Genomic DNA, 23,861 nt, shown 5'->3' with positions numbered 1-23,861 from the left:
TCCCCCGCGAGGGGCGGGGCCGGTGGTGCCTGGGGCGGTCAGGCCCAGTTGTAGGCGGTGAGGGCGGTGATCCAGGCGGTGCCCGTGCCGGCGTGCTGGTCGTGGGTGAACGTGTGGCGGGTCTCCCACAGGGGGCGGTCGGCGAAGCGGCGTCCGCCGGCGGCGGGGAGCTGGTCGCGGACCTGGGTGACGGGCGGCCGGCCGGTGCCCGGGTCGGTGTCGTGGACGAAGACGACCTCCACCGCCCGCCCCTCATCGCCCGACCGCGATTCGGCGAAGCCCGAGCCCGGGTCGGACCGGTCGGGTTCACGGTGCAGCGGCAGCCGGCGCAGCTCCGCCTCGGGGTCGTCGACGGCGGCGACGAGGATCGGGCTGGTGGGAGGGCAGGAGCGGCGCCCCAGGTAGGGGTGCCACACCGGCCTGCGCAGTCCGTCGGCGACCCGTTCGGTGACGGCGGGCGGGCCGGTGACGGCGACGGTGAACGCCGCGTCGGCCAGGTACCAGCGCTCGGACTGCAGGGTGGCCTCATTGAGAGGACGGCGGCCGCCCGCCGCCGTGATCACGGTCTTCTCCCGCGGAAACCCGCCCCCGACGGTCTGGTAGTCCCGAAGGAGCCGGCCAGGCCGGTCGATGCGCACCGTGTACCGCAGGACGGCCAGCTCCCCGAGGTCGGAACCGCGCGGCAGGCCGAGCACGCACGCGAACAGCCCGGTCAGACCCGACCTCGTCGGGTACGGGTAGGTCAGCCGGGTCCCGAACTGCGATGGGCTGCCCCAGGACTGCATCGGCGCGGCCAGGTGCAGCAGCAGGCCGCCGCTCACAGGCGCTCACCGATCGCCGTACCGACGGTGGCCAGGAGCTTGTCGAGGGAGCCGGCGTTGTCGCCGAGGCTGCCAACCGCACCGCCGGTCAGAACAGTGTGCGCGGAAGCGAAGACGTGGCCCGCCCCGAGGAAGGCATTCACCGCAGCAGCGTGCGCGGCCAAGCGCTCGATCGACGGCTCGACGAACCCGCTCCCCCGGTCCGCGGCGACCGGCTTCTCGAACGCCCCGCCCAGATTGACCGGCTGGTCCCCGCGCAGCACCGCGTGCACCAGCGACGGCGGCGTGAACGGCGCCGTCGAACCCTTGCGCGCCGACGGAACCACGACCGCGAACGACCGCGCGAACTCCACCGCCAAATCACGCGCCGCCACCGGGTCGTCGCCCAGATTCCCGACCAGCTCCGGCAGGTTCACCGAGCTGTACCGGTAGTACGTGCCCGACGTGTGGAACGCCGTCCCCAGGTGCGCCGACCCGGACTCGTCCTCCTGACCATGGGTGATGTCATCGACCGCCGTGAAATAGTCCGGCTGGACCGCCAGAGCGTGGGTCGTCAGCTGGTGCGCGACCTGCACCGCACCGGCCACCGCCGACCCCGGCTCGTTCGCCAGCATCCGCCCGAACGCCGCGATACTCGACGTCAGCCCCCGAAAGATCCCCAGCACCCGCTCCCCCACGGCCTTCGCCAGCTTCGCCTGCGCCGCCTCCTCCGCCTTTTTGTCGACACCGGCCTCGATCAGCTCCCGCTGCTCGACCGCGACCCCGGCAAGCTCCACGATCCCGCCCTTCAGCAGCAGCAGCATGCTGTTCGTGTCGTTGTCCCCATCCACGGCCACGCCCTTCACGCCCGCCGCCAGGACCACCATCCGCCCGGCCCGCTGCGCCAGGTCCTCGTCCCAGCCCCCGGCGCGCACCAGCTCGCCGGCGATGCTCTCCGGCAGTCGCTTGGTGCGCACCGCCCACTCCCCCAGCCGGTCCTCCACCTCCACCCGCACGTGGCGCTTGCCGGACTGGGAGGAGATCCGGCCGCGCTGCTCGCCGCCGTAGAAGGCGGTCTTGGGGATGTTGAGGTCGTCGCGGTTGAGGCAGGACAGCGGGTAGGAGTGGATGACGTGCAGGTCGAGGTAGAGGCGGCGCTTCATCAGGAGGTCTCCTTGGCGGTCTTGGTGGTGTGGTTGTACTGGTAGTAGGCCCGGGTCCAGGCGCGGGCGGTGTCGGTCGGGTGGTCGGCCCAGCGGGTCAGGTCGCGCAGCAGCAGCGGCCACACGACGGGGATGTCGTCGGCGCGCAGGCGGGCGACGAGGGGCGGCAGGTCGCGGGTGAGCGCGTCGGCGTCCTGGCGGGACATCAGCAGAAGCCGGTCCTTCACCGTGTCCTCACTCAGCACCTTTCCGTGGACGGCGCGGGCGAGCGACCAGCCGAGGTTGCGCCAGCGGTCGCCCTCGACCGGGGCGGTCAGGCCGGCCGGAGGTTTCGGCTTCCGGTCGAGGCGCGGGTTGGGGGCCTGCTCGGCGTACATGCCAGCGGTCAGGACGTAGGCGCGCTCGGTGGCGCGGTTCGTCCACCGCGGGATCCGGGCCAGCAGGTACTCGTAGGCCCGGAACGGCTGGTGCGGGTCGATCAGCGCGGAGCGGACCGCGGCACGGCCGCCGGGCGTGGAGCACTGCTGGTGGACATGCAGCATGAACGCGCGCTGGTGCTCGAGCGGATCCTGCTCCGCGGCGTTCGGTGATTCGACGGACATGGGCTCCTCGATGAGGGTTGAGAGGGAGGGCTCCCGCCGGCGGCGGGGCAGAGATCACGAACGAGGGTGGTCTCGCACCACCCAGCCGACCCGGGCGCACGGCCGGCCCGGCCGAGGGCGTGGATCGGACCCGCGCCGCATGGACGGCATGCCGGCCCCGACCCGTACCACCGGGGCGCCGGGCGGGACCGGACCGCAGCCCGTTCAGCCGGGCCGCTGCCCGCCATCCGACAGGGCCGCCGACTTCTTCCGCGGTCCCCTCGGCGGTTTGAGCATCGCGGCGCGGGCCTGCTCCACCGCCTGCATCCCGCGGGGCGTGAGCGCGGCCGCCTCCGTCACGGCGTCGAACACCCGGGTGGAGACCTTCTGGAACCCGGGCTGCGGCCGCTCCCCCGCGCCGTCCGGGACGACGGCCTTCCAGAACTCGGCCTCGGCCTGCGACCAGTACACCGGCAGCGCCGAATCCACCCACGGACACACCTTCGTGTCGCCGGTGAACCCCTGCCACGCCGCCCGCAGCGCCTTCGCGAGGCCCGCAGCGACACCCTCGGCCCGCGACCGGGCAACCGAGACCGCGGCCGCACCGTCCTCGTCCAGCTCCTCCAGGAAGCCCAGGACCGGCGGCGTGACAGCCGTGAACCAGGCGGTCTCCGGGTCCCGGCGCTCCTGGTGCAGCCCGTACGCGCGCAGCCGCAGCCCGGCCGCGGTCTCCCGCGGCAGACGCGCGATCGACGCCAGGGCGGCCGGCCGGTGCCGTGGTGTCTTACCCGGCACGGTCTTCAGCAGCAGCGCGTCCAGGTCCCGCCACGCCACCCGCGCGGAGTTCGCCCGCACCGGACCGCCCTCGTCCCGCCGGATCACGTACGGGTCGTCGGCCTCCGGCAGCTCGTTCTCCCACGCCCACGTCACCCACGTGTCCGTCACGTGCCCGCCGTCGGCGTCGGGCTTCAGCAGCAGCGCATGGGAGGCGCGCGCCGTCAGCAGCGACACCGGCCCCGCCGGGGCCGCGGGCAGTCGCGGGTCCGGCAGCTCCTCGGCCTCCCACGGGGCCTCGTCCCGGCCGGGGTTCGTCGGCCAGGTGTCCGGCGACGGCACCCCCAGGACCAGCGTCTCCGCGAGGCTGCGGCCCGCCGGGAACCACGACACCAGCGCCCGGATCGGGCCGGCCACCGTGTAGTGACTGTTCTTCCCGTCCGACCGGCGCCGGTTCGCCGCCGTCCCGGCCGGACCCGAGAACAGCCACGTAAGGAGCCCGAGCACGGCATCCTCGGTGGGCACCGGGCCACCGAGCCTGCCTTTCTCCAGCGGCCACCACACATGGTTCCTGCCCGACGGACGCGTCATCATCAGCCGCCCGGTCCCGCTGCTGCCCGTGCACTCCTCGGCCAGCCGCGGCTCCTGCAACCACGGCCGCCGCCCGTCGAACAGGTCGAACCGGTCGGCGTGCCGACCGAGGTAGGCCGTGACGCGAGCCGGGTCCAGACGGCCGGCCTCCAGAACGTCCCACCGGGTGTCGTCCCAGCCCTCCGCCACGTCCAGGCCCGTCACCCGCGCCGTCAACGCGATCAGGACCCGCAGCAGCGCGGACTCCGACGCCGGATCAGGGCAGTCAACGTGCTCCAGCAGATGAGCCCATGTCAGGACCTCGGCCAAGCCCAGGGCCACGCCCTCCCCCGGCCGGCACCGGACCGGCAGCTCGGCGACCTGCTCAGGAGCCAGGTCGGTACGTACGCGGGCCGTGATCCACGGCCTCGCCACCACATCGAACGACGGTCGCGTCACAGAGCGGTCCCCACTACTCGGGCACGGATAGTAGCCACTCGGTGACGCTAAACCCAGGGTCTGACAATCCGGTCCTGAACCTCAATCAGGCCCCGCACCCAGCAACCCCGACGGTAGGATCAGCCCCCGCTCCTTGACACCAAAACAGCCAACCCCGCCTGCGCGGGGGTGACCTCGCGGACACCCGTCGGCCCTGCTCGTCCTGAAAGTCGGCCCCGCCCGTGCGGGGGTGACCCCAGCCGGAGGGTGACCTCGCCGGGGACGCCGTCGTCGGCCCCGCCCGCGCGGAGGTGACCTGCGGTGGACGCTCCATCTCGTAGACGTTGGCGTCCCCCCACCTAAGCGGAGGTGGCCTGGTGGGCCTTGCAGGAATCGAACTGAATGAATCGGCGTACGCAGCCGTGGAGAACTGCAGGTCAGGAAGTGTTGGCCCCGCCTGCGCGGGGGTGGCCCCTTCCACTCTCTCGGGGGGTGGAGCGTGCCAGTGTTGGCCCCGCCTGCGCGGGGGTGGCCCGTCCGAGCCATCCGCCCCGCGAAGTGCGCGGAGGTTGGCCCCGCCTGCGCGGGGGTGGCCCGCTGCGGGTGGAGCTCCCCGAGGAGCTGGACCAGTTGGCCCCGCCTGCGCGGGGGTGGCCCCAGCACGTCCGCGCTGACCCGGATCACCCAGGTGTTGGCTCCGCCTGCGCGGGGGTGGCCCCATGGGCCCCGGCGGGGCGAGCGAGAGCCTCCTCGTTGGCCCCGCCTGCGCGGGGGTGGCCCCTACCTGTCGCGGATCGAGACGGGCACGCGTCGGTTGGCCCCGCCTGCGCGGGGTGACCCCCGACACCCTCGTCCAGTAGGGTCCATCGGCCCCGCCTGTGCGAGGGTGACCCCCAGACGGTCTTGCCGCCGCCGGGTTCGGGGTGGTTGGCCCCGCCCACGCGGGGGTGACCCTGGTGGGCCGCCCTGACGCAGCCCGTGGAGACGATCGGCCGGCCCCGCCCGTTCGGGGGTGACCCCCAGAGCTGCACGTCCGGCCTCGGAACCTCGTCATCGGCCCCGCCCGTGCGGGGGTGACCCCTACGGCGCCGGCGCTATGCCCCTGGCCATCCGATCGGCCCCGCCTGCGTGGGGGTGACCCCTACGTCGGCCAGGCCCGGTTCAACACTGTCCGGTCGGCCCCGCCCGTGCGGGGGTGACCCCTTGGCGAGCTGGGTGGCGCTGGCGTCCGCGCCATCGACCCCGCCCACGCGAGGGTGACCCGCGCTTCGCCGCGAACGTCCCGTTCTGCCTCCAGCCGGCCTCGCCCGTGCGGGGGTGACCCCGCATCGTCTCCCGCCTGCGCGGGGGTCAGTCGGCGAGCAGCTGCTCGCCGGCTTGGCCGACATCGACCCGACCTTCTCCCCGGGCAGGTGCGGGGTCAGCCCGGGTCAGTTCGGTGGCAACGCCCCGGAACGCCGACCTTCCCGTGGGCGCGGGTGTCAGCCGTCCGGTTCGGGGCGTACCTGTCATCCCTCAGGGTCGGGGTCAGCCGCAAGGCCAGGACACCTGGCTGCGCCCGACCTCTTCCTCCCATGAGATCGGCTCGGCCAGACGGATATCGTCCTGGCATGACACAAGAGTTCGATCTTGCTGCGTCTCTTGCCGGAGGCGTCGAAGGCCGCAGCGGTACATGGAGCTTCATTCAGGACTTCGCGGCCCATTGGACCAGCGCCCTGAAGACCGGCGACGGTTGGGCGGAAGCGGATCTGGCCGTGGCGGAGGAGAGGCTGGGCGTCCGGCTGCCGACGGCGCTGCGCGAGGCGTATCTGCTGTTCGGACGCCGCCGGGATCTCACCAGCAACCACGATGTGCTACTCAGCCCGGCCGAACTGTATGTGGACGATGCGAAGGAGGCCCTGGTCTTTCGGCACGAGAACCAGGGAGCCGCTTCCTGGGGCATCCTCCTCGACAACGTCCGGGACGACGACCCTGCCGTGTTCATCCGGGCCGACCTGGCCGACAAGACCGCCGAGCGGTGGGAGGGCTGGCTGGAGCGTCTCTCCCCCTGCTTCATCGAGATCGTGATGTCCGAGTCACTGCAGGCAGACGGAGAGACCTGCGACTTCCTTGACCCTGATGACGGGAGTATCGAGCTGCTGGAGCAGAACTGCGCGCAGCTGCCGTTCCCGGCCTATCCCATCGGAGAGGAGGAGCACGGGAATCGCTGGTTCCTGGGCCAGGACGTCCTTCTGCGCGACGACGACGGGTCCGCCGTCCTGGCTCGGGCCCGGACACCTGAAGCCCTCGACCGCATGCGTGACCTGATTCCGGGCGACTGGCTCAACGACCACCGCTGAAGGCTCCTGGAACTCCTACCGAACCAGTTCCTCCCCGCACCCGCGGGGGTCAGCCGTCGCGGGCGCTGGCCGGGTCGGTGAAGGCCTTGTCCTCCCTGCAGGCGCGGGGGTCAGCCGGCGGCCTACATCCCCCGCGGTTGGCTGGCCGAGCCGGCGCCGCGGCGGTTCACGCTCGCGAAGGGCGTGGCCGGGCAAGGCGGCCGGTCATGAGCAGGGTCATCGACCAGTAGACCATCGCCTCGGCGCTGCCGGTGCGGCGCTCGAAGTCGCGCACCAGGCGGCGGGTGCGCATCAGGTGGGCGAAGAACCGCTCGACGAACCACCGCTTGGGCAGCACCACGAACCCCTTCTGATCGTCGCTGCGCTTGACGATGGCCAGCACCAGCGCCAAGGCGGCGAGGCAGAAGGTGATGAGTCCGCCGGTGTAGCCGCCGTCGGCCCAGACAAGCTCCAGCAGGTGGTGCGCGTCGGTTACTTGGGCGAGCAGCATCTCGGCGGCGGCGCGGTCGCCGACGTCCGCCGGGGTGACCACCACCGCGAGCAGCAGGCCGAGCGTGTCGACTACAACGTGCCGCTTGCGGCCGTTGATCAGCTTGCCACCGTCGAAGCCACGGCTGTCCGCGCCGACGACGGCGTCCGCCTTGACCGACTGCGAGTCGATCACTCCCGCGCTCGGCTCGGCGTCCCGGCCCGCTCTCTCGCGGACCTTTCCGCGCAGCCGGTCGTGGAACTCCTGGACCAGACCGTGGTCGCGCCAGCGGCGGAAGAACCCGTAGACGCGGTCCCACGGCGGGAAGTCACCGGGCGTGGCCCGCCACTTGATGCCGTTGTCGACCAGGTAGCGGATGGCGTCCAGCATCGCCCGGTGACAGTATGCCTCCGGCTGCCCGCCTCGCCCTTGCAACCAGCCGGGCATCGGCAGCAGCGGGCGGACGGCGGCCCACTCCGCGTCCGTCATGCCCGTGGGGTAGCGCGGCTGCCGCGTCCCGTTGTCCGCGGCATTCCCGAACCGGTGCGCGAGACAGTCACACGACAGGGTGACCGGACTGGACCCGACCGGACCGAGGGCGTACAACTGCGACAACAGGGCCTCCTGGAAAGCTTGTTGGCGTATACACCCTCTGAGCTACCAAGAGTCCCTGTTCTCATGCCCGCGCCGGCCACGTTCACCCGATCGAGACCTCTGTTCGTGGGAACCGCTCAAGATCGGAAGGCCAAGGGCCCACCGAGTATTGCCAAGCGCTGTCTGTCCCGGTCGTGCCAGGATGCTCGGCATGTCTACTCGTGCACTGAGCTTCGGCGCGATTGCGGAGGCCTACGAACGGTTCCGGCCAGGGTATCCCGAGGAGCTCTTCGACCTGGTGCTCGCGTATGCGGGTCGGCCGGTCCCGACTGCCCTGGAGATCGGTGCGGGGACAGGCAAGGCAACCCGTCTGTTCGCCGCGCACGGGGTCGCGGTCACGGCCACGGAGCCCGACGCGGCCATGCTCACCGAGCTACGCAAAACGGTGCCCGCAAGCGTGACGACCGTCCGGGCCGCGTTCGAGGACCTGCGGCCAGGTGAGACCTACGGGTTGGTCTATGCGGCGGCAGCCCTGCATTGGACACACCCGGAGGGTCGGTGGTCAAGAGTGGCCGCGCTACTGGAACCGGAGGGTGTGTTCTCCTCGTTCGGTGGCCCGTTTGAACTGGCTGATCCAGCTGTCGAGGAAGCTGTGCATGCGGCACGGGCGCCGTTCCTGGCGAGCGACGAGGTTCCATCTCCCGACGGGACTGCTCCGGATGAGGCGATGCAGTGGCCGGGCACGGAGCTGCAACGGTCTCAGCTGTTCGTTGACGTTCGGCAGTCCGTCATCGAGCGGCGCCTGACCATGAGCGCTCCCGACTACATTGGTCACCTGTCGACCATCTCGGCCTATCTCCACCTGCCGCAACCGAGGCGGCAGCAGGCATACGACGCGATCGCCCAGGTCCTGCCCGAGAAAGTCGAGATCACCGCCGACATCACCGTCCATCTCGCGCGTCGGCGGCCCGAGTAGAGGCGACATTCCTCCTTGGGGACCACGGCGAGCCTCACATGACAGCCTGCACCGAAACGACCACGTACGCCGCCTTCTCATGCCCGGCAACCACCGCGGTCCCCCGACATTGAGACTCCCGCTCGAGCAATACCGCCCAAGATCGGAACAGCAACAGCCACTCAGCTTGTTCTTTATGGTCTGATCCGGTCGCGTTCGACGATGGTGTCGGGGCGCCGGACGGTTTTGCCCACGTCGTAGCGGGTGGCGGGCCGCTGGTTCTTCGAGCCGAGCGGCCTGCCGGGGCCAGGTCGGGTGGGTTTGGGCACACGGGCCGGGCACGGCAAGGTCGGGCGGAGGTTCCTGAAGCCCCGGCGGACCCGGGCCTGGGTAAGCCTGTTCGGTTCGACTGGCCTCTCCCAGGGCCCGCGAACGTCCTCGGCGAGCGGCCGGACGAGGCGGAGCTGGGTGTGCGCGACGACGACCAGCCACGTCCACCGGTCCGCCGCTTGCGGTGTGCAGAGCTTCGGCCGGGTCCAGCCGAGCGTCTGCTTGATCATCCGGAACGTGTACTCCAGGTCGAATCTCCGAAGGAACACCTGCCAGCGCAGATCGACGTCGGCGGCGCTCATGCCGGTGGCGGAGGACCACAGCCACAGCGGCAGCGGGTCTCCGCCGCCGGGCAGCCGGTCGACCTCCAAGCGGATCAACGTCCCCTCGATAATGGGCAGCTCCGCCGTCGTGGTCGATCCACGCGGAGCGAGTGGTGAGCCGGGGATGGAGACGGTCCCAGGCCATCGCCTGCGCTGTGCCATTGCGGTCGGTGACCTGGACGGTTACCGCGTCGGGTTCGCCCCAGGTCTCGGGCTTGGCGAAGCGGAACTCCTTGCCGTGCTTCGGCGGCCGCCCGCCCTGGGGATAGGCCCGGGCGTACTCCAGCTGCGTGGGTGTCGGCCGGCGCATGACGCGGTCCGAGCGCATCCGGCCCAGAATCTCGACGGGCAGTCCGTCGAAAAGGTGGGCCATGCGCGGGGCGTCGTAACCGGCGTCGAAGACGACCAGAACGTCCGGATCGCCCTCGCGCCACTGTCCGCCGGCGACAGAGCGTCGTACAGCGCGCCGTGCCCCCGGCGGTGCTCGGGCACCACCGTGAGCTCCACCGGCGACGTCACAGGCCCGTCCGCGCACAGCAGCGCGCCCGCGAGCTCGAACAGTTCGTCACGCCGCGCGGCCAGGCACCCGTAGAAGTCCTCCCGGAAGTGTGACGCTTCAGCGAACGGCTCTCGCTGGACATCGCTGTACAGCAAACTCATCCCCACGGCCTTCGTCGAGTTCAGGTGCGTCCTTGGTCGGAGCACATGGTCAGACGAAGGCCGTGTTCACGTCCGGCGAACTCCCAGATGAGTGAACTCGTTCGAGAAGCGCGCGTGATCGTGGCACCATGGAGCGCGTGATGACGAACCGAAAGGTCCATGCCGCGTAGACGGCCGACGGACGTCCGGACCAGCCTCCCCTCACATCGGGCGCAGGCTTCGAGACCCGCGATCGACGGCGTCTCCTCACGGGCGCTCTCCGAGGTAGCCCGCCTCGAACGCACCCGGAACTATCTGCAACCAGGGGATGTCACCGTCGCTGTGTGCCTGTGGCGGGACCACGTTCGCCGCTCCAAGCGGCAGCACTGGCACGACTACGAGCTGGGCAACGTGCACTGGTACTGCTGCGGCAACCCCTTGGAGGCTCGCGACCTCCTCGACACGGTGATGAACGCGATGTCACCTCGGGGCGCCCGCGAACTCCGGAAGATCATCAACAGGCTTGACGCCGCCTACAGCATCCCCCTGCCGCCGCATGACGGCCAAGGAACATAAAGCACAAGCTCAGCTTGACTCTGTCGGGGATCTTGGTGTTCGGCTGCCGGGGATCGTGGTGGTGCGCCAGTCTCGTGTGTGTACGTGGTGCCCGCGAGACTCCCGAGGAGTGCAGATATCGGTCCGTACCCGTCCGGGTGGCGAGGTCCCCGTGTTGACCGCGCGGATGGCGAGGGCCAGCAATCCCGGCGGTACGACGGCGATGTGGGTGCGGGACCGACTCGACGGGCTGTGGCGGGACGAGGACTTCGCCGACTGGTACCCGCGCGACGGGCGCCCTGAGCTCTCGTCGGCCCAGTTGGCCACGGTGAGCGTGCTGCAATTCCTGCTCGGGTTGTCCGACCGCGATGCCACCGAGGCGGTGCGCTGCCGCATCGACTTCAAGTACTTGCTCCGCCTCGACCTCGACGATCCCGGCTTCCACCACAGCGTGCTGACCGACTTCCGCGACCGCCTGCTGCAGGACGGCCGGGCGGACCGCCTGCTCGATCTCGCCCTGGCCCGTCTGAAGGAGGCCGGTCTGGTCCGGGAGCGCACTACCCGGCGCACCGATTCCACCCACGTCCTGGCCACCGTCCGCGACCTGACCCGCCTCGAGCTGGTCACCGAGGCCGTGCGCGCGGCTCTGGAGGAACTCGCCCGCACCGCCGGCCACGCGCTGGACGACCTGGTCGGCGAGGACTGGGGCCGCCGCTACGGCCGCCCGGTCCGACTGGGCAAGACCCCCACCCGGCCCAGGACCCGGATCAACAACACCGGTCAAGATGCCCGCCACCTGCGTGAACACCTCAGCCGCAACCATCCGTCCCTGCTCGGCATGCCCCAAGTCCAGGTCCTACGGCAGATCCTGGTGCAGAACTACTACTGGGACCGCGCCGGGCGCCTGCGCTGGCGCGACGATGACGACCACAGCGGTCTGCCGTCCTCGGCGCACCGGATCGTCTCGCCCTACGATCCGACGGCCCGCTACGCACGCCGAGGCCAGGTCACCCGCTGGACGGGCTTCCTCGCGCACATGACCGAGACCTGCTCCGGCGAGAGCCCCAATGTGATCACTGACGTGGCGACCATGCCCGCGACCAGCGCAGACACCGAGGTCCTGACAGGCATCCACACCCGGCTGGAACGCCGGGAACTGCGGCCGACCAGCACCTGGTCGACGGCGGCTACACCTCCCTGCCCCACCTGGAACAGGCGGCGCGCGAACACCGTGTCACCGTCGTCGGACCGCTGCCGGGCAACCCCACCCACCAGCACCGCCGCGGCGAGGGCTTCGCCCGCGACGACTTCCGGATCGACTTCGACCGGAAGGAGGTCACCTGCCCGCGGGGGCAGACCAGCGCCGGCTGGCACGGCCCCTACCCGACCTGCTCTCCGACCGCCGCCCCGCTGATCGTCGCCCGCTTCACCAAGAGCCAGTGCCAGCCATGCCCGGCACGCGCAAAGTGCACCACATCCCGCGACTCCCACCGCACCGTGGGCTTCCCTCCGCGTGAGCTGCTCGTACCGCAGTTGCGCAACCGCGCCGACCAGCAGGACCCGGCCTGGCACAAGCGCTACGCGATCCGCTCCGGCATCGAGGGCACCATCTGCGAATTCGCCCACGGCCACGGCATGCGCCGATGCCGCTACCGCGGACAGCCCAAGGCGCACCTGCAACACGTACTCACCGCTATCGCCGTCAACATCGAACGCCTCAGCCGGCGGTCTCCCGGCGAGAGCCCGCCTCCACGACGGCCGACGATCTTCCAGGACTACCTCGACCAGCACGGCATCCCGCGCCTACGTTCCTGGCGAGCCGTCAGCTGATGCGGAAGCGACCAAGCTCCCCGACAGAGTCTTCCCAATGAGGATGTCAAGCTGCCCGCGTGACTGATGGTGATGGTTGATAGAACGACACGGCTGGTGATCACCGCCCACACGCAGCTCCGCCTCGCGCGCCCGTTGGCCGCCGACCTCCGTCGGCCGTGGGAGAAGCGGGCCGAGTCGAACAAGCTGACCCCGGCCCGGGTGCGGCGGGGGTTCAGGAACCTCTACGTGCAGAGCCCAACGCCAGCGCGAGCACCGAAACTCTCCCGGCCTGACCGTGGGCGCCCGCTCGGTTCGAGAAACAGCCGTTCGGCAACGCGTCACGACATCGGCAGAGTCCTCGCCACCGACGAGGCGTGCACCCGCCCCGCCCACCACCAGGGGGGCACCAAACCCAGACGGTCGGGGCTGGCCGCGGACGGGCCCTGAGCGGCAATGAAAGGGAGGGCCGGTTGAGTCAGGCGCCGGACACGTCAGCCCCGGCAGGTCCGTCATGATTGCTGGACACCGTGAACCACCCGGGCCTCACCTCGGCCAGGACGTCCTTCAGGTTCTCGACCGCCGCCCGTAGTTCTTCCGCCGTGGGGTCGACAGGCGTAGGCAGGCTCTGTCCGTAGCAACGCAGGCGCCAGAAGTCGAAGGCCTCCGCCCCGCCGACGAAGTCCACGTCGACGTCGATCCCGCCCGGACCCGTCATTCGACAACCCGCACCGTGAACCAGGTATGAGTACCTGCCGGCCTCACCCCTGCGGCTGATCCGTCCCGAGCGGGTGAACACCAGCACGTCAGCCAGCCGCTCCAGCGCAGGGAATGCCTCCCGCATCGCGGTGCCGGCCGCGCCGAGATCGCTGACGAAGGCGAGCACCAAATCTCGTGATGAGTGTGCTGACGCAGCGTCGCTTTCCACCCCCTGCAACACGTATCCTCCGCGGCATCATCACGTGATCAAGGATCACGATTCCTCCACGGTGCAGTTCACCGCGCCAGAACCCCACATCACTTGGCCTGCGGGTCAAACGGCAGGTTAGAGGCCGAGGGAGGCATCGCGCTCCAGCTGAGCCGGTGGATGGTCCCGGGTCGAGCGTGTTGGGTCACCGTGACGGATTCGTCTGCCGGCAGGCTATCCAGGGTGCCCAGCAGGTACCAGGCACGTCAGGCAAGTACTCCGGAGCAAACCTGCCTGACTGATATCCAAGGAATCTGTTAGGCAAGTTCGTGCTCTCAGGCTTTCGGATGCTGATCCGCCGGCGTACCGAGGTCGTGTCGGACATTCAGCAAGACCGCCGCCGTCGTCGTCATCACCGCGAAGTCCGCCAGGCGCAGGGTCTTCGGCCTCGCCGCCGCAGGCGTCCGTCTCGCTTGACCTCTTGCGCGTCAGTCCGGCAGCCAGTGCAGCTCGTGCGCCAGGGTTTCGGCGACGGCACGGATGCGGCGGTGTAGCGGCGACTGCTCGCGTGGGAGGACCAGGTGGATCGTCAGGCTGGGCGTGCCCCGCAGCGGTCGCCAGGTGAGACCGGCCGGTTGTGCCGTGGCCGCGGCTTCTCCGGCCGGGGCGAGGGTGACCCCGTCGCGCAGGTCGCGCTGCGACATGTCGAAAGAGACTGCGGGCGTGTGGAATCGGGGGCGTGGTCGGGTGTCTCGGAACAGTGCGGACAGCTGATCGTGGATCACGGGGTTGGCCGCACGGTCCGGGAGTCGCAGCGGATACGCGGCCGCGTCGGCGATCTCGATCTCAGGGTGTTCGGCCAGCGGATGGTGCTGCGCCAGCTGGACTCCGATGCGCGCACGCCGCAGCAGGAACCGGCGCACGCCACGGCCCGGTTGTTCACCGCGGGTGATCCCGGCATCGATGCGGCCGTCGGCCACTGCGGGGGAGATCTCCGGTGTCGTCATCGGGACCGCGCTGACCTCGAGTCCGCTGGTGCCGCGAATCAGTCTGTCCACCAGGGCCGGTGCCGTCTCGGCCCCGGTGCTGAGGCTGTATCCGATGCGCAGCGTGCCCAGTTCACCGGCCGCCGCGCTCCGGGCGGTGTCCCATGCCCGGTCCAGCGCCGCCAGCGCGGTGCGGACTCCGCCAAAGCCGCACCGGCCGTGGTCAATATGACGCTACGCGTGTTGCGGACCAGCAGAGCCGTACCGAGTTCCGCCTCCAATCGGCGCATCCGGGCGCTGAGTGCGGGCTGTGCGATACCGATCCGTGCGGCCGCGTGGGTGAAGTTCAACTCCTGTGCCAGCACCAGGAAGTACCGCAGGCTCACCGTATCCGGCGCCACGCGCTCTCCCTGCCGATTGATAACGATCCGTTCTGAGTCTATCCCGTACCGGTCTTTCCCTCGACCACACATCAAGCCCTAACCTGCGCATGCCGGGATCGATCGATCTGAGTGCCGATTCGAAGTCAGACGTGTCCGGCCGAACACAGGAGGTCTCCATGACCAAGGGCTACTGGGTCAGTGTCTACCCCTCCATTTCCGACCCTGAGAGACTGGCCGCCTACGACAAGCTGGCCGGTCTGGCTGTCCGGGCTGGGGGCGGGCGCAACCTGTCCCTCCTCCCGTCCCGTGGCGGTCGAGTCGTCGCCCACGAGGCCGGAATCACGCAACGCGTCGTTCTGATCGAGTTCGACAGCTTTGAACAGGCCGTCGCGGCCTACGAGAGCGAGGCGTACCAGAAGGCGCTGGCGGCCCTCCCCGACGGCTTCGAGCGCGACTTCCGCATCATCGAAGGCATCGACTGACAGTGATGACGTTCGTGGTGATGTTACCGGTGGGTCTGACCCATCGACTGGCTGACGCTTCGGCTGTCCTGTTTCGGATTTGTCGGCTCATCGGCGGCATCACCCCGCACGCGGCCGGACGGGCGCTGTGACATCACAGGTCGGTGCGGGGGCCGTCTGCTGACACCGCACGATGTCCGGGCCTCGAGTCCGCAGAGGAGTCTGGTGAGGGGGCCACTCGAGGAACCACGCACTGTCACCTTGAGCACGCCGTTCAGCTTCTCCCCCTCCCTCCCGCCTCCCGGACGGCCCCGTCCCGGCAACGCGTACGAAAGGGAGGACGACCGTGGAGGAGACAAGGGAGGACCTGTCCAACGGGACGGTGACCCGGGTCGCGGCGATCGACCTCGCGAAGCCGTCCTGAGTGGTCTGCACGCCGCTGCCGCACGAGGAACGCGAGGGCCGGCGGGTGCAACAGGTCTGGACGGTGGCCTCGACCACCAACGCGGTCCTGGAGCTGGGCGACCGGCTGCTCTGCCAAGGCGTGCAGCGGGTGGTGATGAAGGCGACCGGCAAGTACTGGAAGCCGTTCTTCCACCCTTTGGAGGCCCTCGGCCCGGAGTGCCGGCTGGTCAACGCCCGCGAGGTGAACAACGTCCCGGGACGCCCCAAGACCGACAGGCTGGACGCGGTCCGGCTGGCCAAGCTCGCCGAGCGCGGCAAGGTCCGCGCCTCGTTCGTCCCGCCGAATCCGGTGCGCCCGCTGCGGGACCTCACCCGCACCCGCATCGCGTTCACGCAGGACCGCACCCGCCACAAACACCGCGTCGAGAAGGCCCTCGAAGACGCACAGATCAAGCTCTCCAGCGTGGTCTCCGAACTCGACCGGCACGTCTCGGCGCCTCTCGGCGAGCTGGCCGGCCCGGCCGCCGTCGCCGGCGGGCACGACGGCGCGCCGACCGCCGCCGGACGCCCCGGGCCCGAGCTGGTCGTGCGCCTCGACGCCGTCCCCGGAGTCCGAGCGGCCACCGCGCAGATCATCCTCGCCGAGATCGGCCTGGACATGAGCCGCTTCCCCAGCCCGGAACACCTGGTCTCCTAGGCCGAGCTGTGTCCGAGAACCATCCAGTCCGCAACGAAGAACACCACCGGCCCGGCCGGCCCGGGCAATCCCTGGCTCAAGGGCGCCCTGGGCGAAGCGGCCGACTCCGCCGCCCGCACGGACACATTCCTCGCACCAGGGCCCGGGGTCCGGCCGGACCCGGCCGCGGGGGCCGGTAGGGGCGACGGGGCGGAACTCCCCGACGCGGCGGAGAACTCACCGGCCGTACGGCGCGCGGTGCGGGTGGTTCTGACGGCCGGTCCCCGGGTGCGGGGCCGGCGGCCCCGGGGCGGGGCTCAGCCGCCCGAGGCGAAGCTCACCGGCGCAGGTCACAGGCGGTGGCGAAACTCCCCGGCGCAGGTCAGCGCCTGCGCCAGGGCTGCGGCCGGGTCAGGGGCGGCACCACCAGGAGCGGGTGCCCTTCGCCTCGGCAGCCGCGGCTTCGGCGGCGGCCCGCTCCCGCACGGCGGCCTCCGACGCCTTCCGGTCGGCATCGGTCTGGCGGCAGCCGGCGCACAGCCCATCGTCGTTCCAGCCTCACGACGACGCGCTCCCTTCGGGCGGGGAGAGGAGGATGCCCCTCCCCGCGAAGAATCGTGTGAAGTCATCGAACGCAACGGGTGCGTAACTCTGTGACTCGCCAGCGAAGCCGGACGGGTTGTTGAGGTAGAGGTGCGTGTCGTCGGCGCCTACGACCAGGACAAGATGCCCGCCACGCCCCGGTGCCCGTCGCGCCGGCCTGCGGATGTCGGGGTGGACCGATGCCATGACGAGATGCCCCTGCACGACGGCATGGCGAAGGCTCTCCACCGACAGCTCCGTGTGCACCTCTGCAGGAAGTCGGAACTCCTCCCAGACCCACTCGGTGAAGGGCTGGTAGATGAGGCCCACCAACCCTTCGCCTTTGGGGACGTACCCTCCGGCGGCCATGCACCGTTTAGCGAGCACGACGGTCGGCAGCGTGACGCCCAGCCAGTGGTCCAGCGCCATGTTGAGGCAGGCCATACCGCAACTGCGCCAGCTCCAGAAGTCGTAGTCATCCCGGGATTCCGCGCCGGACTCCCTCCAGCGGGGGTCGTCCCGTGCGCTCGTGGTGCCCAGGACGATGGACTCCACCAGGTCCGCCGACACCCATTGGGCGTGGTAAGGGACGGGCCCGGCGTCCGACTTCTCCGGCATGCTTCCGGCTTCCGCTAGAGGGGGTATGGACGGTCCGGACGGCCTTGCGGGGGCGGCCGGCGGCGTTCAGGGGTACGTCCGGTGGTGGCCTATTCTGGGCTCTGTCACAACCTGCCGATTTCTGGCGCATCCAGGTCGGAAGGTCGTTAGATCGTCGTCATGACCGTTGGATCCAACATAGCCGCTCCTGCTTGGCCGCATTGCGGGGAGGGTGTGTCCGCCGATGATCCGGTGGGCTGCCGGGGCATACAGGTAGTCGCTGGTGGGCAGTGCCTTCGGCACATGTCGTCCGCGGACTGCGCTGCCTACCTGGGTACTCTCGCGGCCGGCAGTGATCTCGACTTCCGGGGCACCAGCATCGACGAGCATCTGCTGAACGCCCTCCTCGCTGCCTGCACGGACCTCTCGTCAGGCAAGCCTCGCTTCGGCGAGACCGACTTCACGCTGGTCACCTTCACCGGCGCCGCCTGGTTCGACTCGGCCATCTTCAACGGCAACGCCCGGTTCGACTCGGCCACCTTCACCCGCGCCGCCGTGTTCGACTCGGCCACGTTCGAGGGCGACGTCCGGTTCGACTCAGCCACGTTCACCGGCAACGCCGTGTTCGACTCGGCCACGTTCACCCGCGCGGCCTGGTTCGGCTTGGCCACCTTCGCCGGCAAGGCCGTGTTCGACTCGGCCACCTTCACCCGCGACGCCCGCTTCCACTCGGCCACCTTCGAGGGCGACGCCTGGTTCGACTCGGCCGCCTTCAACGGCGCCGCCTTGTTCGACTCGGCCGCCTTCACCGACACGGCCGTGTTCGACTCGGCCGCCTTCAACGGCAGGGCCTGGTTCCATTCCGCCACGTTCACCAGCGCCGCCTTGTTCGACTCGGCCACGTTCACCGGCGAGGCCGTGTTCGACTCGTCCACGTTCAATGGCGAGGCCCGGTTCCACTCGGCCACCTTCGAGGGCGAGGCCCGGTTCCACTCGGCCACTTTCGAGGGGTCGCAGCAGCTGGGCCCGATGGTCGGTGTGGGCGGGATCGGTTTCGACAGTGCCCGGTTCGCGGGGCCACAGGTCACCATCGAGGGAGCAGCCTCGGACATCACGTTCGAGCGGGCTGTGTTCGAGGGGTCGGCGGTGCTGCGTCTTCGGTACGCCACGGTGCTCCTGAGCAGTGCGACGTTGTCCGCCCCTGTGTCGCTGCAGGCTTGGCCGGTGCCGTTCACCCTGTTGGACGGCAGTGCGCTGGACGAGAGCATCCTCGTCGGTGACGGCGCCGATCCCGGTATCCGGTTGACCTCCCTCCGCGGGGTGGACGCCGCGCGGCTGGTCCTCACCGATGTGGATCTGAGCCGGTGCCAGTTCACGGGTGCGTTCCACCTGAACCAGATCCAGATCGGGTTCGGGTGCCGGTTCGCGGCGCCGCCGGCCGGCTGGCGGCGCCGGGGTGCGCTGCCCGTGAGGTGGTCGCGGCGCAAGGTCCTCGCCGAGGAGCGACACTGGCGTGCCCAGGTGGGTGGGGTGGCTGGGCGGGGGTGGCCGGCGGGTCAGCATCACGGGGAGCCGGGGCTGGGGGCGGGTCCGGATGATCTGGTGGGGGTGTATCAGCAGTTGCGGAAGGCGTTCGAGGAGGCGGGGAACGAGCCGGGCGCGGCGGATTTCTACTACGGCGAGATGGAGATGCGCCGGCGTGATGTGCTGCGGCCGCGGGCGGAGCGGCGGCTGCTGGGGGTGTACTGGCTGGCGTCCGGGTACGGTCTGCGGGCGTCGCGGGCGCTTTCGTGGCTGTTGGCGGCGATGGGTGCGGCCCTGCTGCTGCTGGTGTTGTTCGGGCTCCCGGACGACACGCCGAACCCACGGACGGAGGGCGCGTACGGGGCCGGGGTGGTGGCGACGACGAAGGCCCCGGATCCGGTGCTGTCCCTGCCGTGGAGCAAGCGGGTGACCGCGAAGCGGGCGGAGAAGGCGGCGTTGGTGGTGGTCGACTCGATGGTGTTCCGCTCCAGCGGGCAGCACCTCACCCTGGCCGGCACCGTCATCGAGACGGCCTCCCGGATCGGCGAACCCGTCCTGCTCGGTCTGGCCGCCCTCGCCGTCCGCGGCCGTGTCAAGCGCTGACCGGAGTGCTGGGCTGAGCCGGAGGGGAGCGACCCGTGGTGGGCGCCGCGCCGGCCGGTCACCTGGCAGCGCTCCTGCGCGGTAGCCCGGCAGTGGTGGCTGGAGTCGGATGGCCAAGTGGACTGGTCCGCGCTACCGATGGAGACCGAGTTCGAGGGCGAGGACCGGCAAGTGGTGACCCCGGCTACGCGCACCAGGTCATGAGGGTGAGCGCGGTCGACGAAGCAGGGGGACCGGGACCGCGCCGCGTGCCGACGCGGCCGCTCGAAGGCCATCGCAGACGAATGCGCCCGTCACCGGCCAGCCCAGTGTGACCTGTGAACTTCGCCGTACAACGCAGCGGAGCTCCTGGCAGGATGACGCGCGGACGCAACTCTGCGGGAGGGAATTGTGACGCTCCGTCAGGACGAGTGGGCCGTGCTGGAGGACCTGGCAGGCCACGACGTGGACAACTGGACGACCGGAACACAGCTGCTCGGGAAGCAGTCCCGTGCCAAAAGCATCACGCGCGGTCTGGCCGGGCACGGCCTGTGCGAACTCGCCGACGACGACATCCTCGACACCCTCGCCACCGACAGCGCCCGGCCGAACTGGGCTGCACGGATCACCCAGTTCGGCCGGACCGCCCTGGCCTTCCGGACCCTCCAGACAAAGCCGGAACCCCAGCCGGAACCACCACCGGGCCCGACCCGGATCCAGGTCCGCGGCACCAGCATGGACACCCTGCAGACTGTCCTCGCCGCCGCCGAAGCCGGCACCCTGCCCGGAATCGACGCCGCGGCCCTGCACAACGCTCTGGCCGGCTCCCGCCCGGTCCCCGGCTCCCGCCGGCACACCATGAGCCCCACCGACAGCGAGCTCGCGACGATCCACGCCGTCCTCCACCTGGAATCCCTGGCCCGCGACGCCACTGGCTACCACCACCTCATGCGCCAACTGCCCTTCGGCTTCACCATCCCGAAGGCGTAAGGCAGCCCGCCCGGCACGGACCGGACCGAAGTCACGGCACCGAGGGAGCGCCCGCCCGGTCGGGACATCCGGCGCCGGGCAGGACCATCCGCTGCCCTCCCCCGCGCAGGCGGGGGCCAGCCGATGATCGCCAGCCGTCTGCAGGCGAGCAAGGCGCAGCGGGATGACACCGGCGCGGATGGCCTTGTCGTGGTGGGAACGGCGTTCGGCGAGGGCCTGGACGAGCTGGTTCTCGGGTTCGCGGCGGCTGAGGATACTCAGCTTCTGGCGGGCGATGGCGGCGGCGACCGGGGTGGCGGCCGGGGTCGCGGCCGAGAGCTGAACGGGACCGGCCGCGCCCGGTACGGCAGCAGAGCCCACATATGGCAGCAGGGCTCGGACCGCGCGTCGCGGTCCGAGCCGTGCCCCGTGCCTCCCGGCGGCGGCGGTGCGTCAGCTCTGTGCGGTGTCGTCGCCCGCTTGCCCGGCGCCTTCAGTCGTGCCTGCCTTCTCGCGCATCTTGCGCACCAGCTCCGCCTTCTGGTCGGCTGCACCCTGGCGGTCGAGGTTGCGGTGCGGACCGTTGTTCTGTCGTTCGGCGCGGGACAGCTTCTTGCGCTGGCCGCCGCCCATGCCCACGGGGTTGTTGATGTTCTTGCTCACGGTCACGGGTCTCCGGTTAATGATGTGAAGTGATCTACGGATTCATCGGTGGGGGACGGGCGGCGACGTCGAGGGATGTCAGCGGGGGCCCGTCACGCGCTCACTCGTAAATCGGCGTCTGGAAGAACATGGCAAAGACGTTACCTGGTTCCGCCGGCCCCGCATACCAACCTTTTCGCTACCCCGGCGTCGGCCGGGCCTTCGCCGCCCGCCCGGGGCCAGCCGCTTTCTTCCGGAAATCTCAGCACCGCCAGGCCCCGCCGGTCGCCACCCGACCGGGTAGGTCCAGATGGGCGGGTTTAGGCCGCTGTGGGCATTGTCAGTGGTCGGAGCACACGGACGACACGAAAGAGATCGTCTCACCCGTGCCCCGCCGTTAGGGCCTGTCTCTTGGATCGATCCGTGAGATCGTCTTGCTCGTGATCGAGTCCTGGGTGATCAATGGCGACAACCTTGTCCCTGTGTCCTCCGAGACCGTGCAGGGGGTTCTGCGGTCGAGGATCGACAGTGGGCTCCGTGAGACGTGGCTGGCCAGTTCGTCTGGACGCTCGCTGGCATTCGTGACGAACACTGAGCGTGCGATGGTGATTCTGCTCGAAGAGGAGGGCGATCCGGGCGGGCATGCCACGGACACCGGGGCCGAGGGGACGAGCAGCGGGTTCGTCCTGTCCAACGGGCAGTACGACGAGTACCCGGACCAGGACACGGTGCCCATCCGTGAGGCATTCGAGCTCATAGAACACATCCTCGGCACGGGTTCGTGGCCTGCCGGCGCGCGCTGGGCTGCCGATCGCTGACAGCTGCCTACCGCCGGGCCCAGATGAGGATGGCGGCAAGGTGGAGCGCGGCCTGAAAGGCAACGGCGAGCTTGTCGGTTCGCATGGCCAGACCGCGCCACTGCTTCAGACGGCCGATGCACCGCTCGACCGTGTTCCGCTCTTTGTAGGCCTCGGCGTCGAAGCCGGGTGGGCGACCGCCTCGCGAGCCGCGCCGCAGTCGGTTGCGGACCTGGTCCACCGGCTGCGGGATGACCGCACGGATGTGCCGGTCGCGCAGGTGGGAGCGGATCGCGCGGGCGGAGTACGCGCGATCCGCGATCACTGTGTCGGGTCTGGTTCGCGGTCGCCCGGGGCCCGTGCGGGGAACGCGGATCCCGGCCATGACGGTCGTGAACGCGGGCGCGTCGCCGGCCTGCCCGGCCGTCACTACGAGCGCCAGCGGGCGGGCGCGGGCATCACTGGCCAGATGGATCTTGGTGCTCAGGCCTCCACACGAGCGCCCGATGGCGTGGTCGGAGGGTTCGCCCAGGCCGCCGTCACCCTTTGCGGGCACCCGCGGCATGCTGGTGGGCCTGGCACACGGTGGAGTCCACCGAGGCGGTCCAGTCGATGTCGTCCTCGGCGTCCGCCGCGGCCAGCACCGCGGCGAAGATCCGCTGCCACGTGCCGTCGACCGCCCACCGCAACAGCCGTTTGTGAGCGGTCTGGAACGGCCCCAGCTCGTCCGGCAGGTCCCGCCAGGGCGAGCGGTGAAGTCGGTCCGGAGCGCGGTCCCGCCTTTCGGTCGGGCCGTTTCTCCGGACCGCTTCCCGCACCCGCCATGTGCCTCTCAACGCAACGGGCGCTCCACAAGTCCCCTGGTCATGTGTGGACTTATCTCATCCCGTGGTCGGCCATGGCGAAGGGATCACTGTCCCCCGGTACCGATATCGCGTGGTCGGTACCTTCGCAGGGCTGAACAGTTCACGTTCCTTCGCCAGCCGGCCACCAGCCCCCGCCGCAGAATCGCCGGCGGAGATCCTTCCAGGTCATCCGGGCGTGCTGTCGCCTCAGCCATCCGATCACTCTGCCCCAGAGATAGGAGCTGAGGTACTGGAAGGTCGAGCTGGACACGCCCGGCCGGAAGTAGGCGCACCAGCCGCGCAGCATCTGATTGAGACAGATGATCAGGGCATCGAACGGCAGGCCGGTGCCTGTCTTGCGGCACTGTGTCTTCACCTTCGCCATCACGGCCGCGAGGGCCTTGCGGGACGGGTAAGCGTAGATGTAGTGCTTGCTCGTACCTCGCTTCCGGTGGCGCTGGATGCGCCAGCCGAGGAAGTCGGGGCCCTTGTCGATGTGGGTGATCAGGGTCTTCTCCGGTGACAGGCGCAGGCCCATCGTGGAGAGCACCTCTGCGGCCTCTTCCCTCAGCATTTCCGCGTCGGCCTGGGTGCCTGAGACGACCAGGCACCAATCGTCCGCGTAGCGGATGAGCCGGTAGTTCGGCAGTCCGCGTCGGCGGCGTCTCTGCCGCTCGTGGAAGGTGCTCGACGGTCCTCCCGGTCCGTGGGCGATGTGCTCGTCCAGGACGGAGAGGGCCACGTTGCTCAGCAACGGGGAGAGGATCGACCCTTGCGGGGTTCCGGTGTCGGTCTTCCTCAAGGACCGGTCCTCGCCGAGGATGCCGGACTTCAGGAATGCCTTCACCAGGGCCAGGACACGCTTGTCCCCGATTCGAGCTCGTACACGGTCCATGAGGGCCGGATGCGAGATCTTCGACGGCGGCACCCTCACCGACACCCAGCTCGCCGCCATCACCCTCCAGCCCGACGAGCACACCGGGTGGCGCACCCACACCGTGGAGGGCTGGCGACCGCTGCTCACCGAGGGCGCGCTTCGCGCCGGCACCCACACACCGGTGCGCCATGTGGTGGGGCCGGAACGCTGCGGAGGGGCTCGCCGACCCGGCCGGTCGCGATCATCCGACCGGGTCGCACCGCTGCCGCGGTGCGGCATGTCCGGTCGA

General features: G+C 70.2%; 20 protein-coding genes, 4 pseudogenes and 1 CRISPR repeat array. Of the genes and pseudogenes, 11 read left to right on the top strand and 13 right to left on the bottom strand.

What is annotated here, in order from left to right:
- Positions 1-38: 38 nt before the first annotated feature.
- The 4 genes from cas5e to casA all read right to left on the bottom strand — a co-directional run bounded on the left by cas5e (position 39) and on the right by casA (position 4,347).
- Complete coding sequence (cas5e, locus tag ACFC0B_RS38620; RefSeq protein WP_376097472.1) at positions 39-821, bottom strand: type I-E CRISPR-associated protein Cas5/CasD; 783 nt, start codon at positions 819-821, stop codon at positions 39-41.
- A complete protein-coding gene (cas7e, locus tag ACFC0B_RS38615; protein WP_376097469.1) occupies positions 818-1,963 on the bottom strand; it encodes a type I-E CRISPR-associated protein Cas7/Cse4/CasC in 1,146 nt (381 codons plus the stop codon). Before cas7e ends, cas5e begins: the two co-directional genes overlap by 4 nt.
- Positions 1,963-2,565 carry a type I-E CRISPR-associated protein Cse2/CasB gene (gene casB / locus ACFC0B_RS38610; protein ID WP_376097466.1) on the bottom strand — a complete coding sequence of 201 codons (603 nt, stop codon included), beginning with the start codon at positions 2,563-2,565 and terminating at the stop codon, positions 1,963-1,965. The genes cas7e and casB overlap by 1 nt, the downstream gene beginning before the upstream one ends.
- Positions 2,566-2,769: 204 nt before the next feature.
- Positions 2,770-4,347, bottom strand: a complete 1,578-nt coding sequence (gene casA, locus ACFC0B_RS38605) for a type I-E CRISPR-associated protein Cse1/CasA (protein WP_376097463.1) — start codon at positions 4,345-4,347, stop codon at positions 2,770-2,772.
- 426 nt (positions 4,348-4,773) lie between these two features.
- Positions 4,774-5,650: a CRISPR direct-repeat array (repeat unit 28 nt; unit sequence GTTGGCCCCGCCTGCGCGGGGGTGGCCC).
- A 286-nt stretch (positions 5,651-5,936) separates the two neighbouring features.
- Here casA and ACFC0B_RS38600 point away from each other — a divergent pair.
- Positions 5,937-6,665 carry an SMI1/KNR4 family protein gene (locus ACFC0B_RS38600; RefSeq protein ID WP_376097460.1) on the top strand — a complete coding sequence of 243 codons (729 nt, stop codon included), beginning with the start codon at positions 5,937-5,939 and terminating at the stop codon, positions 6,663-6,665.
- Between the two features lie 166 nt (positions 6,666-6,831).
- On the opposite strand, the gene ACFC0B_RS38595 is transcribed toward ACFC0B_RS38600, so the two are convergent.
- Entirely contained in the window at positions 6,832-7,623 is a 792-nt protein-coding gene (locus ACFC0B_RS38595) for an IS5 family transposase (RefSeq protein WP_376097457.1), read from the bottom strand.
- A gap of 316 nt (positions 7,624-7,939) precedes the next feature.
- Between ACFC0B_RS38595 and ACFC0B_RS38590 the strand changes: the two genes are divergently transcribed.
- Positions 7,940-8,704: a class I SAM-dependent methyltransferase gene (locus tag ACFC0B_RS38590; RefSeq protein ID WP_376097454.1), complete on the top strand. Its 765-nt coding sequence runs from the start codon at positions 7,940-7,942 to the stop codon at positions 8,702-8,704.
- A 173-nt stretch (positions 8,705-8,877) separates the two neighbouring features.
- On the opposite strand, the pseudogene ACFC0B_RS38585 reads toward ACFC0B_RS38590, so the two are convergent.
- Positions 8,878-9,996 (bottom strand): annotated as a pseudogene (locus tag ACFC0B_RS38585) (transposase).
- Positions 9,997-10,717: 721 nt separating this feature from the next.
- Here ACFC0B_RS38585 and ACFC0B_RS38580 point away from each other — a divergent pair.
- From ACFC0B_RS38580 to ACFC0B_RS38570, 3 genes and pseudogenes are all read left to right on the top strand, one after another.
- Positions 10,718-11,944, top strand: coding sequence for a transposase (locus ACFC0B_RS38580; RefSeq protein WP_376097451.1), 1,227 nt, complete (start codon positions 10,718-10,720; stop codon positions 11,942-11,944).
- A complete protein-coding gene (locus tag ACFC0B_RS38575) occupies positions 11,845-12,360 on the top strand; it encodes a transposase (RefSeq protein ID WP_376097571.1) in 516 nt (171 codons plus the stop codon). The genes ACFC0B_RS38580 and ACFC0B_RS38575 overlap by 100 nt, the downstream gene beginning before the upstream one ends.
- A 78-nt stretch (positions 12,361-12,438) precedes the next feature.
- A pseudogene (locus ACFC0B_RS38570) lies at positions 12,439-12,789 on the top strand (transposase); the annotation flags it as partial.
- A gap of 28 nt (positions 12,790-12,817) precedes the next feature.
- Here the strand turns inward: ACFC0B_RS38570 and ACFC0B_RS38565 are convergent.
- The 3 genes from ACFC0B_RS38565 to ACFC0B_RS38555 form a co-directional block, all read right to left on the bottom strand.
- Positions 12,818-13,225, bottom strand: coding sequence for a DUF6896 domain-containing protein (locus tag ACFC0B_RS38565; protein ID WP_376097448.1), 408 nt, complete (start codon positions 13,223-13,225; stop codon positions 12,818-12,820).
- A gap of 509 nt (positions 13,226-13,734) precedes the next feature.
- Positions 13,735-14,349: a LysR substrate-binding domain-containing protein gene (locus tag ACFC0B_RS38560; protein WP_376097568.1), complete on the bottom strand. Its 615-nt coding sequence runs from the start codon at positions 14,347-14,349 to the stop codon at positions 13,735-13,737.
- The gene (locus tag ACFC0B_RS38555; protein ID WP_376097445.1) at positions 14,292-14,705 is read right to left on the bottom strand and encodes a LysR family transcriptional regulator; all 414 of its coding nucleotides are present in this window, start codon (positions 14,703-14,705) and stop codon (positions 14,292-14,294) included. Before ACFC0B_RS38555 ends, ACFC0B_RS38560 begins: the two co-directional genes overlap by 58 nt.
- Before the next feature lie 86 nt (positions 14,706-14,791).
- Between ACFC0B_RS38555 and ACFC0B_RS38550 the strand changes: the two genes are divergently transcribed.
- A complete protein-coding gene (locus ACFC0B_RS38550) occupies positions 14,792-15,097 on the top strand; it encodes a DUF1330 domain-containing protein (RefSeq protein ID WP_376097442.1) in 306 nt (101 codons plus the stop codon).
- Positions 15,098-15,500: 403 nt separating this feature from the next.
- Positions 15,501-16,178 (top strand): transposase, encoded by a 678-nt coding sequence (locus tag ACFC0B_RS38545; protein ID WP_376097439.1) that lies wholly within the window; start codon positions 15,501-15,503, stop codon positions 16,176-16,178.
- A 537-nt stretch (positions 16,179-16,715) separates the two neighbouring features.
- Here ACFC0B_RS38545 and ACFC0B_RS38540 read toward each other — a convergent pair.
- Complete coding sequence (locus ACFC0B_RS38540) at positions 16,716-17,357, bottom strand: C39 family peptidase (RefSeq protein WP_376097436.1); 642 nt, start codon at positions 17,355-17,357, stop codon at positions 16,716-16,718.
- 282 nt (positions 17,358-17,639) lie between these two features.
- Between ACFC0B_RS38540 and ACFC0B_RS38535 the strand changes: the two genes are divergently transcribed.
- Positions 17,640-19,463: a pentapeptide repeat-containing protein gene (locus tag ACFC0B_RS38535; RefSeq protein WP_376097433.1), complete on the top strand. Its 1,824-nt coding sequence runs from the start codon at positions 17,640-17,642 to the stop codon at positions 19,461-19,463.
- 390 nt (positions 19,464-19,853) lie between these two features.
- The gene (locus tag ACFC0B_RS38530) at positions 19,854-20,432 is read left to right on the top strand and encodes a hypothetical protein (protein WP_376097430.1); all 579 of its coding nucleotides are present in this window, start codon (positions 19,854-19,856) and stop codon (positions 20,430-20,432) included.
- A gap of 432 nt (positions 20,433-20,864) precedes the next feature.
- On the opposite strand, the gene ACFC0B_RS38525 is transcribed toward ACFC0B_RS38530, so the two are convergent.
- Positions 20,865-21,080 (bottom strand): DUF6243 family protein, encoded by a 216-nt coding sequence (locus tag ACFC0B_RS38525; protein WP_376097427.1) that lies wholly within the window; start codon positions 21,078-21,080, stop codon positions 20,865-20,867.
- A gap of 413 nt (positions 21,081-21,493) precedes the next feature.
- On the opposite strand from ACFC0B_RS38525, the gene ACFC0B_RS38520 reads away from it, so the two are divergent.
- Positions 21,494-21,871, top strand: a complete 378-nt coding sequence (locus tag ACFC0B_RS38520) for a hypothetical protein (protein WP_376097424.1) — start codon at positions 21,494-21,496, stop codon at positions 21,869-21,871.
- A gap of 7 nt (positions 21,872-21,878) precedes the next feature.
- On the opposite strand, the pseudogene ACFC0B_RS38515 reads toward ACFC0B_RS38520, so the two are convergent.
- Both ACFC0B_RS38515 and ACFC0B_RS38510 read right to left on the bottom strand, forming a co-directional pair.
- Positions 21,879-22,599, bottom strand: a pseudogene (locus tag ACFC0B_RS38515) (IS5 family transposase); the annotation flags it as partial.
- A 217-nt stretch (positions 22,600-22,816) separates the two neighbouring features.
- Positions 22,817-23,590, bottom strand: a complete 774-nt coding sequence (locus ACFC0B_RS38510; RefSeq protein ID WP_376097421.1) for a group II intron maturase-specific domain-containing protein — start codon at positions 23,588-23,590, stop codon at positions 22,817-22,819.
- Here ACFC0B_RS38510 and ACFC0B_RS38505 point away from each other — a divergent pair.
- A pseudogene (locus ACFC0B_RS38505) lies at positions 23,589-23,861 on the top strand (hypothetical protein); the annotation flags it as partial. The gene ACFC0B_RS38510 and the pseudogene ACFC0B_RS38505 overlap by 2 nt on opposite strands.

The sequence above is a fragment of the Kitasatospora sp. NPDC056184 genome, from assembly GCF_042268405.1.
Lineage (GTDB): Bacteria > Actinomycetota > Actinomycetes > Streptomycetales > Streptomycetaceae > Kitasatospora.
This window is presented reverse-complemented; position numbering and strand designations above follow the sequence as displayed.